The 12,736-nt window shown below is 63.0% G+C and carries 10 protein-coding genes; 2 read left to right on the top strand and 8 right to left on the bottom strand.

Going from position 1 to position 12,736, the window contains the following annotated elements:
• The first annotated feature begins 35 nt into the window (after positions 1 to 35).
• Both ACVWZT_RS21830 and ACVWZT_RS21825 read left to right on the top strand, forming a co-directional pair.
• Complete coding sequence (locus tag ACVWZT_RS21830; protein WP_457471349.1) at positions 36 to 359, top strand: DUF485 domain-containing protein; 324 nt, start codon at positions 36 to 38, stop codon at positions 357 to 359.
• Positions 356 to 2,014 (top strand): cation/acetate symporter, encoded by a 1,659-nt coding sequence (locus ACVWZT_RS21825; protein ID WP_457471348.1) that lies wholly within the window; start codon positions 356 to 358, stop codon positions 2,012 to 2,014. Before ACVWZT_RS21830 ends, ACVWZT_RS21825 begins: the two co-directional genes overlap by 4 nt.
• Before the next feature lie 265 nt (positions 2,015 to 2,279).
• Here ACVWZT_RS21825 and ACVWZT_RS21820 read toward each other — a convergent pair whose 3' ends face one another.
• The 8 genes from ACVWZT_RS21820 to ACVWZT_RS21785 all read right to left on the bottom strand — a co-directional run bounded on the left by ACVWZT_RS21820 (position 2,280) and on the right by ACVWZT_RS21785 (position 12,617).
• The gene (locus ACVWZT_RS21820; RefSeq protein WP_457471347.1) at positions 2,280 to 3,188 is read right to left on the bottom strand and encodes an NAD(P)-dependent oxidoreductase; all 909 of its coding nucleotides are present in this window, start codon (positions 3,186 to 3,188) and stop codon (positions 2,280 to 2,282) included.
• Between the two features lie 54 nt (positions 3,189 to 3,242).
• On the bottom strand, positions 3,243 to 4,622 hold the full coding sequence (locus ACVWZT_RS21815; protein ID WP_457471345.1) for an aspartate aminotransferase family protein: 1,380 nt from the start codon (positions 4,620 to 4,622) through the stop codon (positions 3,243 to 3,245).
• A 96-nt stretch (positions 4,623 to 4,718) separates the two neighbouring features.
• Positions 4,719 to 5,972, bottom strand: a complete 1,254-nt coding sequence (locus ACVWZT_RS21810; RefSeq protein ID WP_457471343.1) for a diaminobutyrate--2-oxoglutarate transaminase — start codon at positions 5,970 to 5,972, stop codon at positions 4,719 to 4,721.
• A 46-nt stretch (positions 5,973 to 6,018) separates the two neighbouring features.
• On the bottom strand, positions 6,019 to 7,443 hold the full coding sequence (locus ACVWZT_RS21805) for a gamma-aminobutyraldehyde dehydrogenase (RefSeq protein ID WP_457471341.1): 1,425 nt from the start codon (positions 7,441 to 7,443) through the stop codon (positions 6,019 to 6,021).
• Between the two features lie 79 nt (positions 7,444 to 7,522).
• A complete protein-coding gene (locus tag ACVWZT_RS21800; RefSeq protein WP_457471339.1) occupies positions 7,523 to 8,854 on the bottom strand; it encodes an APC family permease in 1,332 nt (443 codons plus the stop codon).
• A 12-nt stretch (positions 8,855 to 8,866) separates the two neighbouring features.
• Entirely contained in the window at positions 8,867 to 10,024 is a 1,158-nt protein-coding gene (locus tag ACVWZT_RS21795) for an iron-containing alcohol dehydrogenase (RefSeq protein WP_457471337.1), read from the bottom strand.
• A 194-nt stretch (positions 10,025 to 10,218) separates the two neighbouring features.
• A complete protein-coding gene (locus tag ACVWZT_RS21790; RefSeq protein ID WP_457471335.1) occupies positions 10,219 to 11,094 on the bottom strand; it encodes an alpha/beta fold hydrolase in 876 nt (291 codons plus the stop codon).
• On the bottom strand, positions 11,091 to 12,617 hold the full coding sequence (locus ACVWZT_RS21785) for a flavin-containing monooxygenase (RefSeq protein ID WP_457471334.1): 1,527 nt from the start codon (positions 12,615 to 12,617) through the stop codon (positions 11,091 to 11,093). The genes ACVWZT_RS21790 and ACVWZT_RS21785 overlap by 4 nt, the downstream gene beginning before the upstream one ends.
• Positions 12,618 to 12,736 lie beyond the last annotated feature (119 nt).

The raw sequence follows: 12,736 nt of genomic DNA, 5'->3' as shown, positions 1-12,736 counted from the left end.
CCCCATAACAACAAGTACATTGATCGAGGTGTCCCATGTCCAGCCTGTTATATGCGCGGGTTCGCGCCAGTGCCCGGTTCCAGCAACTGGTGGCGCGCAGAAACCGTTTCACCCTGAGCCTGTTCGTACTGATCCTGGCCACGTTCTATGGCTACATCGGGTTGGTTTCGTTCTGGCCCGAACTGATAGCCAGGCGCCTGACCCAAGGATCGAACATGACCGTCGGCGTCGCCGCCGGCGCCTTCCTGTTCGTGTTCTTCTGTGCATTGTCGGCGTTCTACGTGTACCGGGCCAATGGCGAGTTCGATCGCCTGACCCAGGCGTTACTCAGCGGGTTGGAAGAGGAGCAGGGCGCATGAAAAAAATATTGCCTCTGGCCCTGCTGCTGCACTCTGGCCTGCTGCTGGCTTCGCCCGCGCTCGACGCGGGCCCGCGTCAGCCGTTCAACCTGCATGCCATCGGCATGTTCATGGTGTTCGTGCTGTTCACCTTGTGCATCACCTGGTGGGCGGCGCGTCGTACCCGCTCGACGGCGGATTTCTACAGCGCAGGTGGTGGCATCCAGGGCTGGCAGAACGGCCTGGCGCTGGCCGGTGACTACATGTCCGCCTCGACGTTGCTGGGGATTACCGCGCTCATCTACACCTCCGGCATGGATGGCTACATCTACCTCATCGCCTTCTTCGCCGGCTGGCCGGTGTTGCTGCTGCTGATGACCGAACGGCTGCGCAACCTGGGCCGCTTCACCTTCGCCGACATTACCTCCTACCGCCTCGACCAAGGCAAGGTGCGCACCATGGCCGCCATCGGCTCGCTGACCGTGGTGTGTTTCTACCTAGTGGCGCAGATGGTCGGGGCCGGGCAACTGATCAGGTTGCTGTTCGGCCTGGACTACCACATTGCCCTGGTGATCGTTGGCGCGCTGATGATGCTGTATGTAACCTTCGGCGGCATGGTGGCGACCACCTGGGTGCAGATCATCAAGGCATTCCTGCTACTGGTAGGCGGTTCGCTGGTGCTGTTCCTGGCGCTGCGCGAGTTCGACTTCAGCTATGACACGCTGGTCACCCAGGCCATGGGCACCCATGCCCTGGGCGAGCGCCTGCTGGCGCCCGGCAGTCTGCTGGCCGACCCATTGACCGCGCTGTCGCTGAGCCTGGGGCTGGTGTTCGGCACCGCCGGGCTGCCGCATATCCTGATGCGCTTCTTCACCGTCAGCGATGCCCGTGAGGCGCGCAAGTCGGTGCTCTATGCCACCGGGTTCATCGGCTATTTCTTCAACGTCATTTTCCTGCTGGGCCTGGCGTCGATCGTGATCGTCAGCCAGCAGCCGCAGTTCTTCGAAGGCGGGCAGGTGGGTGGCAAGCTGCTGGGCGGGGGCAACATGGTGGTCATGCACCTGGCCCAGGCGGTTGGCGGCAACCTGCTGCTGGGCTTTTTGTCTGCCGTGACCTTCGCCACCATCCTGGCCGTGGTGTCAGGCCTGGCGCTTGCGGGTGCTTCGGCCATCGCCCATGACCTCTATGCGCGGGTGATCATGAAGGGCGCGGCCAGCGAGTCGCAGGAGTTGCGGGTGACCAAGCTGGCCACCCTCGGGCTTGGGTTGGTGGCGATAGCTCTGGGCATCGTGTTCGAAAACATCAACGTGGCCTTCATGGTCGCGCTGGCGTTCGGCATCGCCGCGTCGGCCAACTTCCCGGTGCTGTTCCTGTCGATGTTCTGGTCGGGGCTGACCACGCGCGGCGCGTTGGCTGGTGGCTACGTGGGGTTGGTCAGCGCCATGGGCTTCGTGGTGTTTTCCAAGCTGGTGTGGGTGGATGTGTTGCACTTTGCCGAGCCGTTGTTCCCCTATACCCAGCCTGCGCTGTTCTCCATGCCGCTGGCGTTTGCCGTGGCGTATGGCGTTTCCCGGCTGGACCGGACTGCGCGAGCCAAGGCGGAAAGGGCGGCGTTCGCCGACCAGTTCGTAAGGGGCCAGACCGGCCTTGGCGCCAGCGCTGCGGTCGATCATTGATCACCTGCGGCCGCTGGAGGATGCGTGCCAGCGGCCGGGTTCTTTCCTTAGTAACCCCTGAAGATCTCCCCGATGCTGCTGATCGCATGCCCCATGTGCTGCGCCGCCGCTCGGTTGACGAGAGAAGGCCTGGGGGCAAGCAGGGCACTCAGGAAAACGGCCAGCGTCAACACGGCCAGTAGAAAGCCAAATCGGCGCATATTATCCTCCAGCGATTTTATTGTTGTTGTCGTCAGGTCCGATCCGAAAGGCCTGTATCACGCGGTTATTGCCCGGACGCTTTGTCGTGGGCGAATGACTGGGTGATGGCTGCAATGTCCTGGTCGCCATAGCCCATTGATGCCGCGCGCTGCGCGACCTGGCACACCGCGTCGAACACTGGCGTCCAGGCCCCTTGTGCATGCAGGGATTGGGCAATGTGCGCGAAGGCATCTACATGTACATCGAGCCTCGCCTGGTCGCCTGCGAAATCCTGCGCTTCGAGCCGGCGTGCCGCTTCCTCGAGTGCGTCGGCGACGAAAAAGCGTGACGTGTCGAGCAGGAGCCTGGCTGTCTTCGAAACCGGCAGGCCAAACCGCTCGCTCGCACCCACGGCTTCGAAGAACGCAACCATTGCGGCAAACGCATGGGCGTGGAGCACGGTCGCGAAGGCCAATGCTTCGCCCCAGGGAAGGAACACCGTATGGCCGGCGAGCCCTTCAAGCAGCAACCGGTGCTGCTCGAAGGCCTCACGATCGCCGGTATGAATACTGTGGCTTTCGCGATGGCCGACGTTGCGCGGGTAGGCCACGATCATTCCTTTGACGTAATGGCCGCTCGCCCGATTGACGAGGCCCTGAAGCGCCGGTCCCTCGTCCTGGGCGTTGGTGGTGTAATCGACGACCGTACGGTTGGCCAGTGCATGCATCACACCTGGCATCCCGAGCACCTCGTGGGTCGCGTGGCTGTCCAGGAGCACGAAGATCGTGGCCGGGCTTGCAACCAGCGCGGCTTCAACGCTGTCGCACAGGTGAGCGCCAGCGGCGATGAGCGACGCAGCCTTGCCGGGTGATCGATTCCAGATCGCCACGCGTTTGCCTTGCTTGAGCAACGCGTGTGCCATGAGCGTTCCCATCGCACCGAGCCCGACCACGGACACATCAAACTCGAAACTTTCATCATTTTGTTCGCGCACGTTCAAAGCCTCTTGATTGTTGTTTTATGTGATGCCCCACAGGAGAGCCTTTGCTCACCGCAGGTTCTGCGATCGGGCCCAGTCCGTTGCGTCAGCCAACGTGCGCTCGAAGGCGCTGAAGATCGCTTCGATGTCGCCCTGCGTGGTAATCAACGGCGGGCAGAACGCGATCGTGTCGTAGAGGGCGCGAATGATCAGCCCATGCTTGTGGGCCTGTTTGAACACGTAGCCACCCAGTGCACCTGGCTGGGCGAACGGTTTGCCGGTAGCCTTGTTCGCAACCAGTTCGATCCCGCCCATCAGCCCGACGCCTCGGACGTTGCCGACCAGCGGGTGGTCTTCGAACGCGCGCAGGTGGCGCTGGAACATGGGGGCCAGGCGCTGGACATGGCCAACCAGGTCGCGCTCCTCGATGATGCGGATGTTTTCCAGCGCAACCGCGGTGGCGACGGGGTGGCCCGTGCAGGTCAGGCCATGGGCGAATGCCCCCAGGCGCTGGCTCTGGCTTACCAGTACATCGTTGATGACATCGGACACCACCACGGCCGCCAGCGGCTGGTAGGAAGAGGTGAGCTGCTTGGAGAGCACCATGATGTCGGGCTGGATGTCGTACAGCTGAGCCCCGAACATCGTACCCAGCCTGCCAAAACCGGTGACGATCTCGTCGATCACCACAAGAATGTCGTAGCGCCTGCACACTGCCTGGATCGCCGCCCAGTAGCCAGTGGGAGGAGGGATCACGCCGCCCGCTGCGATCACCGGTTCGCCGATGAAGGCGGCAATGCTTTCCGGCCCTTCGGCGAGGATGTAGCGCTCCAGTTCATTCGCCAGGCGGGCCGAAAAGGCTTCCTGCGTCTCCCCAGGCCGGGCAAACCGGTAGAAGTTCGGGCACGTCAGGTGGTGAACCGGGATGGCCGGCAGGTCGAAGTCGCGATGAATCGAGGGGATGCCGGTCAGGCTCCCGGCGACGATGGTGGCGCCGTGATAGGCCTGCTGGCGAGAGATGAATTTCTTCTTGTGCGGTTTGCCCAGCGCGTTGTTCACGTACCAGACCATCTTCACCACCGACTCGTTGGCTTCGGAGCCTGAATTGGTGAAGAAAACATGGTTCAGGTCGCCCGGCGCCAGCTCGGCCAGCTTGGCAGCGAGCGCCGCCGCCGGGGCGTTGGTCTTGTGGCTGAAGCTGTGGTAGTAGGGTAGTTGCCTGAACTGCTCGACGGCGGCGTCGACCAGGCGCTTTTCACTGAAGCCCAAGGCAACGCTCCACAGGCCCGACATCGCCTCGATGTAGGCGTTGCCTTGCTCATCGAAGACCCGCACGCCGTCGCCGCCGGCGATCACGAGGGGGCCGGTTTCCTGGTGCTGCGCCAGGTTGGTGTTGGGGTGAATGAATGAAGCCAAGTCATTCTGGATGGTTGAAGTGACGTTGCTCATTGGCGTGATTTCCTGCCACGGACGGGTTGTCGACTGCATGCGATGGGCCTGCATGCGGCGCTGTATCGATACAGGCCGCACCGCAGGCCCCTGCAGTTACTGGCTAAACGCTGCCGCGACCGCTTCGCCGAAGGCTTTCAGGCCTTCTTCGAGCTGGTCGGTCGGGGTGTTCACCGGTGGCATCAGCTTGATGATTTCGCCGTTCGGGCCGCAGCGGTCGACCAGCACACCCGCCTGCAGCACACGCTGCTGGGCATCCTTGGCGAATGCGACTTTGCCGCGGCCGAAGTCGATGCCGGCGATCATGCCGCGACAGCGCGCGGAGCCGACGCCAGGAATTTCCGCGAAACCGGCGACCGCGCGCTCCATGGCCGCGCAGTTGGATGCCAGCAACTTCAGGAACGACTGGTCGCGCCAATAGCCGAGCGCGATCTGGGCCGTCAGGAACGCCAGTTGGTTGCCGCGGAAGGTGCCGATGTGATCGCCCGGTTGCCACATATCCAGCCCGGCGCGAATCAACACGATCGCCATCGGCAGGCCGAAGCCGCCGATCGATTTGGCGCAGGTGATCAGGTCCGGCACCACCCCGGAGCGCTCGAAGCCGAAGAAGTCGCCGGTGCGCCCGCAGCCGGCCTGGATTTCGTCGCAGATGAGCAACACGCGGTGATCGCTGGTCCACTTGCGCAAGCGTTGCAGCCATTCGTTGGAAGCCGGGTAGACGCCGGCCTGGATCTGCACGGACTCGACGATCACCGCCGCCGGCAGCTCCGAGCCGCTGCCCTGGTCGCTGGCCAGGCGCTCGAGGAAGCCAATGCTGTCGAATTCGCCGTAGGGGCTGTCTTCGTACGGCACGAACACCACGTCGGTGGAAAGCCCAGGGCCACGGCGAGTGCGGTTGCCGGTGACGGCCAGGGCGCCGGCGGTCATGCCGTGGTAAGCCCCGTAGAACGAGACGATCCTGGTACGCCCCGTCGCCTTGCGCGCCAGCTTCAACGCCGCCTCGACGGCGTCGGCACCGGTCGGGCCGGTGAACTGCACCTTATAGTCCCAGCCGCGTGGCTTGAACAGGTCGCGCTCGATCGCTTCGAGAAACTGGCGCTTGGTGGTGGTGTGCAGGTCGAGGGCATGGGTCACGCCGTTGGACGACAGATACGCGATCAAGGCATCGCGCATGCGCGGGTCGTTGTGGCCATAGTTCAGGGCGCCGGCGCCAGCGAAGAAGTCCAGGTACTCGCGGCCGTCTTCGCCACGGATCTTGCTGCCTTGGGCGGTATCGAACACCAGCGGCAAGTCACGGCAGTACATCCGCACGTTGGACTCGAGTCTTTCGAACGTCTCGATGTTGTTCATGCAAACCTCTTGAAAAAATGATCTGGGCTATCCGGGACGTGGGCGGTCAGTGCTTGAACATCACGTGACGGACCACGGTGTAGTCTTCCAACCCGTACATCGACAGGTCCTTGCCGTAGCCGGACAGCTTCACGCCGCCATGGGGCATTTCGCTCACCAGCATGAAGTGGGTGTTGACCCAGGTGCAGCCGTATTGCAGGCGGGCAGCCAGGCGATGGGCGCGGCCCACATCGGCGGTCCATACCGATGACGCCAGGCCGTAGTCCGACTCGTTGGCCCATGCCAGTGCCTGGGCTTCGTCTTCGAATGGCGTAACCGTCACCACCGGGCCGAAGATTTCACGGCACACCACCTCGTCCTCCTGCGTGGCGCCGGCCAGGACCGTCGGCTCGAAGAAGAAGCCACCACCCGCAGCGCGCTTGCCGCCGGTGACCACCTCGATGTGCGGCAGTTCCTTGGCACGGTTGACGAAGCCCTCGACACGCTCCAGGTGCTCTTGGGTGATCAGCGGACCCATTTCGGTCGCTGGGTCATCCTGCAGGCCACACTTGATGCTGGACACGGCTTCGCCGAGCTTGCGCACGAACTCCGGGTACACCGCCTTCTGCACATAGAGGCGGCACGCGGCGGTGCAGTCCTGGCCGGCGTTGTAGAAGCCGAAGGCGCGGATGCCATCGACGGCGGCGTCGATGTCGGCATCGTCGAAGATCAACACCGGTGCCTTGCCACCAAGCTCCATGTGCATGCGTTTGACGCTGTCGGCGGTGCCTTCGATGATGCGGCTGCCGGTGCGCACGGAGCCGGTCAGCGACACCATGCGTACCTGGGCGTGGCTGGTCAGCGGCTCACCCACCGAGGCGCCGCGACCGTGGACGATGTTGACCACGCCGGCGGGGAAGATGTCGGCGAGCAACTCGCCCAGTTTCAAGGTGCTCATCGGTGTGTGTTCCGACGGTTTGAGCACGACGGTGTTGCCGCCGGCCAAGGCCGGGCCCAGTTTCCAGGCCGCCATCAGCAGGGGGTAGTTCCACGGCGCGATGGAGGCGACCACGCCCACCGGGTCGCGGCGGATCATCGAGGTGTGGCCCGGTATGTATTCGCCCGCCGCCGAGCCCTGCAGGCAGCGTACGGCGCCGGCAAAGAAGCGGAACACGTCGGCTACGGCAGGCAGCTCGTCCTGCAGCACGGCGGTGAACGGCTTGCCGCAGTTGTCTGCCTCCAGGCGGGCGAACACCGGCGCCTGGGCGTCGATGCTGTCAGCGAGCTTGAGCAGCAGTGCCGCGCGGTCCTTGGGCGGCGTTTGCGACCAGGCGTCGAAGGCCGCATCCGCGCTTTGCACCGCGGCATGGACCTGGGCGCGGCTGGCTTCGGCGGTCTGTACCAGGACGCTGCCCAGGGATGGGTTGTACACGTCGAGGTTTTCGCCTTCGCCGGCCACCAGGGCACCGTTGATCAAGAGTTTGGTTTGCATGTCGATTCTCGCCATTGAACGGCAAGGCCAGGGCCTTGCCTTGTGGTTGTGGTCAGGGCATTCGATTGGAAGGTGGCCGCTATGCCAGCGCGTCAGGCACTGGGTTGCGGAAGAAGCTGGTCCGGCAAGCGAGGTACACCGCGCCCAGGGCGAGCCAGCTACAACCCATGATCAGTGCGTCTTTATCCAGGCTGGCCAGCATCCAGCCGGCCGTGACCAGGCCGATGAGTGGGAAGAGCACACCGCGCAGCAGGCCAGCCCCATCCTTGACGCGTGCGTCGAAGGTGAGCCGCAACGCGCAGAGGTTGACGGCGGTGAAGGCCAGAAAAGCGCCGAAATTGACCAGGGACGTCGCGGTGGCAATCGTCAGGCCAAAACCTGCGGTGCCGAAAATGCCGCAGAGCAGAATGTTGAAGACCGGGGTCTTGTAGCGAGGGTGCAAGGCCCCGAACAGCTTGCGTGGCAGTTGGTTGTCCCGGCCGAGGGCGTACAGCAGCCGGCCCACGCTGGCCTGGAATGACATGCCTGCGGCGAAGTGGGCGATGATGATCCCCGCCAGGACCACGGCGAAGAACAGGTCTCCGCCGATCATGCGGGCGATTGCGAAGGCCGCCCCGTCCACGAACTCGAAGGTGGGAGAGGGGTGCGCCAGGTACATGAAGTACGAGGAGCCGACGTAGACCGCGCCGCCGGTCAACGCGACCAGCAGGATGGCGCGCGGCAGTGTGCGGCCAGGGTCGCGGGTTTCCTCGCTGAGCGTGGACAGCGCGTCAAAGCCCAGGAACGAGTACGCGGCGATGGCGGCGCCGGCCATGCTGGTGGCGAAGGGCACATCCTGGTTGAAGAACGGCTTGGCCGATAACAGCCCGCCAGGGCCATTGGCCGCGACGATATAGTGCACGCACAGGCCGATGAACACGACGATGATGACCAGTTGCGCGACCATCAACAGCACGTTGAAACGGTTGGCAACCTGGATACCCAGCACGTTCAGCAGCGAGGTGGAGATGATGAATCCGATGATCCACACCCACTGCGGCACCTCTGGAAACGCCATGTTGAGGTAGCTGGCGCCGAGCAGCCAGATCAGCATCGGGATGAAGAAGTAATCGAGTAGGGCGGCCCAGCCCACCATGAAGCCGAGGTTCGCACTCAGCATCTTGCGGGTATAGGTGTAGGCCGAACCGGCCACCGGGAATACCCTGACCAGCCGGCCATAGCTCAACGCCGTGAATACCACACCAGTCGCCGCGATCAGGTAGGCCATCGCGGTGGTGTTGCCGCTGGCCTGGGTAATCACGCCATAGGTGCCGAAGACGATCAACGGGGCCAGGAATGCCAGGCCGAACAGCAGTACCGAAAACGGACCCAGGGTGCGCTTCAGCGAAGCGCCAGGGGTTGATTCGCTCATGACTGACATCCCTCACGCTACGAAGTGGTAAGCGGTGGTGACGATTTCGCGGTAGGTCTCGACGGTCATTTCCTTGGCATTGCTGCCGTCGGAGAAGTTTTTCTTCGACTTTTCAGCGATGGTCAGGAAGTCTTCCTCGCGCACGCCCTTCACCTCGGCGAAGCGGGGGATACCCAGGTCCTTGCTCAGCTGGAACAGGTAACCGACAGCGGCCTCGGCGGCCTCGGCCGGCGAGAGGTTGGGGTCGATCCCGAGCGCATAGGCGACCTGGGCGTGGCGGGTGATGTCGGCATCGCGGTTGTGACCGAACACGAACGGCAGGAAGATCGCGTTGCCCACCCCGTGTGGGGTGTCGTACATGCCACCGATGGCTTCGGAGATGCAGTGCACGCTGGCAACGTCCGCGTTACCGAAGGCCATGCCGGCGATCAGACTGGCCACTAGCATCTGCTCGCGGGCGTGCAGGTTGCCAGGCTCCAGCACGGCGGGCTTGAGGTGTTGGCTGATCAGGCGGATGGCGTGCAGCGCCAGGCCGTCGCTGATCGGGTTCGACATGCGACCGGTGTAGGCTTCGATGGCGTGGGTGAGGGCATCCATGCCGGTTGCGGCGGCAATCGGCGTGGGCAGCGTGTCGAGAATATGGGAGTCGAGCAGTGCCAAAACGGGCCCGACCCGGTAATCCTGGACGCTCATCTTGAAATGGCGGACGGTGTCGGTGATCACGGCGAAGCAGGTCACTTCACTGCCGGTGCCCGCAGTGGTCGGGATGGCGACGATAGGCGGGATGGCATGCTTGAGGGTGAAAGAGCCCTCGTAGTCTTCGATCCGGCCCTCGTGGGTCAGCAGCAGGCTGATGGCCTTGGCCGCGTCCATCGCGCTGCCGCCGCCGATGGCCAGGAGGCCCTGGATACCTTTGCCGCGGTACAGCTGTGCCGCACGGTTGATGTCTTCGCTGCGAGGGTTTGCCTTCACGTCCGTGATTTCATCGAACGAAATGCCCGACCTTTCCAGGCTGGCGTAAACGCGGTTCAGCAGCCCGGCGGCTTTAACCCCGGCATCCGTGACGATCAGAACGTGCTTGAGCCCCAATTCACGCAGATGCTCGCCAGTGCGCTCACGCAGGCCTGGCTCCATCACGACTTTGGTGGGGAGTAAGAACTGGAATTCCATACGTACCTCTTGCTCAGTTGTTGTCGTTGTTGAACGGGCAGTAGAGGAGCATCGCGCCAGGCCGTCATCGCGGCTCGGGTGTGCTTGAAACTGGAATGTTGTTGTTTTGTGTTTGGGTTAAACCTGTTGCGAGAAGCCTCTGGTGGAATAAAAAGAGGGGCGGCCAAGCAACCCGCCCCTAAACGAAAACTGTGTTAGCGCATGTGCCCTGCCAGCAGGGAAAGCAGCGTGCCTGACAGGCAAGGCGGGAAGTCGTGCCCCATTCCGGGTAGCAGCACCAGGCTGGAACCCCGGATAGCCGCGGCCGTGGCGTACCCGCCGCTGGTTGCGACCATGAGGTCTTCATCGCCATGGATGACCAGGGTGCGGCAACGAATCTGCTGCAGTTCCTGGGTGCGGTCGCCGGAGTTGATGATCGCGCCGACCTGCCTGGCCGTGCCGATGTTGCTGGCCTCGCCACCGCCTCGCTCCCAGGCCAGCAGGGCATAGTCACGGAAGGCGCGCTCATTCCATTCGAGGGTCGAGCCAATCAGGCGCATGATGTCCAGGTAGTCGCGAACGCTTTCCTGCTCGCTGCGCGGCGGGCGGCGCAGTAGCTGCCGAATAGCCTTGAATGCCGGCTGGCCTGCGCGCAGCGAGCCGGTGGTCGAGAAGATCGAGGTGAGCGTCCTGACGCGCCTGGGGTAGCGGGCGGCCAGGGTCTGGGCGATCATGCCGCCCATCGACATCCCCACCACGTGCGCCGTTTCCAGGTTCAGGCCGTTCATGAGCCCGATCACGTCATTGGCCATGTCGCCCAGGTCATAGCCGGGAGTGCGCTTGCGCAGGAACTGCTGCATGGCCGTGGGCGGTACCACGTCGGTGAAGAACGACCGGCCCGAGTCACGGTTGTCCAGCGTGATGACGCGGAACCCACGCTCGACCAGGCCAGCGATGATCGGTTGCGGCCAGTAGGTCAATTGCAGCCCCAGGCCGACGATGAGCAGGACCGCCGGGGCGTCTTCAGGGCCGTGGGTGCGATAGCAGAGCTTGCGCTCCCCCGGTAGCTCGCAGAAGCGATCGGCGCTCATTGACGGCTACCTTGTTGCTGCAGCATGACACCAGCGTGCAAGGGCGCGTTGGGCACTGTGGTGAACGAGAGGCACTTGTCGGCAACGTTGCCCCGACGCAGCAGTTTGACATCGCGGAAGTAGTCCATCGACATCACCCAGGGCTCACGCGGCCCTTGGCGCGGCATGCTGTCCAAGGCGCGTTGCACGTAGCCGGCGCCAAAGTCCAGCAAGGGACGGGTCTCGATACCGGCTGGCGCCTTGGGTTCGCAGACGTTGTGGCCCTGTTTGTCCATGAAGCCCAACAGACGACAGAAATGGTCGCACAGCAGGCACACCTTCAAGGTCCAGGACGAGTTGGTGTAGCCCACGGCAAAGGCGAAATTGGGCACGCCGGAGAGCATCATGCCTTTGTAGGCCAGGGTTTCGCTGAGCACTACCGGTCTGCCGTCCTTGTGCAGGGTGATGCCACCGAACAGCTGTACGTTCAGCCCCGTGGCGGTGACGATGATGTCGGCTTTCAGTGTCTTGCCCGATTTGAGCAATACCCCGGACTCGGTGAACCGCTCGATATGATCGGTGACGATGTCGGCTTTGCCTGCGCTGATCGCTTTGAACAAATCCCCTTCGGGGACCGAGCACAAGCGTTGGTCCCACGGGTTGTAAGGGGGGTTGAAATGCACGTCGACCGGGTAGTCTTTGGGCAATTCCTTGCGGGTCAGCCACAGCAGCAGCTTTTTCGAAAGCTTGGGGAAGCGTTGGCAGAATGCCCAGAAAGCCAGAGTGATCTTGGCGTTCTTGTAGCGCGTCAGGGAGTAGGCGGTTTGCGCAGGCAGGATTTTGCGCAGGAACGCTGCAACGGAGTCATTGGCCGGCTGGTTGATGATGTAGGAAGGGGTGCGCTGCAGCATGGTGATGCTGGCGACCTTGTCCGCCATGGCTGGAATCAGGGTCACTGCTGTTGCACCACTGCCGATGACGACGACGCGCTTGCCTGTGTAGTTCAGGTTTTCCGGCCAGTGCTGGGGATGGATGATCTGTCCCTTGAACGCCTCCGTGCCCTCGAAGCGTGGGCTGAACCCTTGGTCATAGCGGTAGTAACCGCCTGCACTGAACAACCAGCGGCACTCGACGGTGCGGGTTTCTGCCGTGTGACCATCCTCGATGCTCACTGTCCAGAGCCCTTTGTCGCTCTGCCAGTTCGCCGAAACGACTTTCTGCCGGTACTGGATGAAGGAGGCCAGTTCATATTCGTCGATGGCTTCTCGCAGGTACTCGAGAATGTCTGCGGCGTCCGCCAGGGACTTTGCCTTGGTCCAGGGCTTGAAGTCGAAACCGAAGGTGTACAGGTCCGAGTCGGAGCGAATGCCAGGGTAGCGGAACAGGTCCCAGGTGCCGCCCATTCGTTCGCGGGACTCGAGAATTGCAAAACGTTTGTGCGGCTGATGACGCCGCAGATAGGCCGCCGCACCAATGCCAGACACACCGGCTCCCATGATCAAAATATCGAGCGGCTCAACCGGAAGAGCAGTGTGAGAGGACATGTCGCCTCCTATTGTTGTGTTATAGAGACTGATCTTTTGACTTGATCGTTTGACCAGAATAGGGCGGCCCATCGCACGCGACAAGGTGCAAAATGCACCAGATCGCTATCGTTTTAGGA

It is taken from the genome of Pseudomonas sp. TE21394, assembly GCF_054057835.1.
This window is presented reverse-complemented; position numbering and strand designations above follow the sequence as displayed.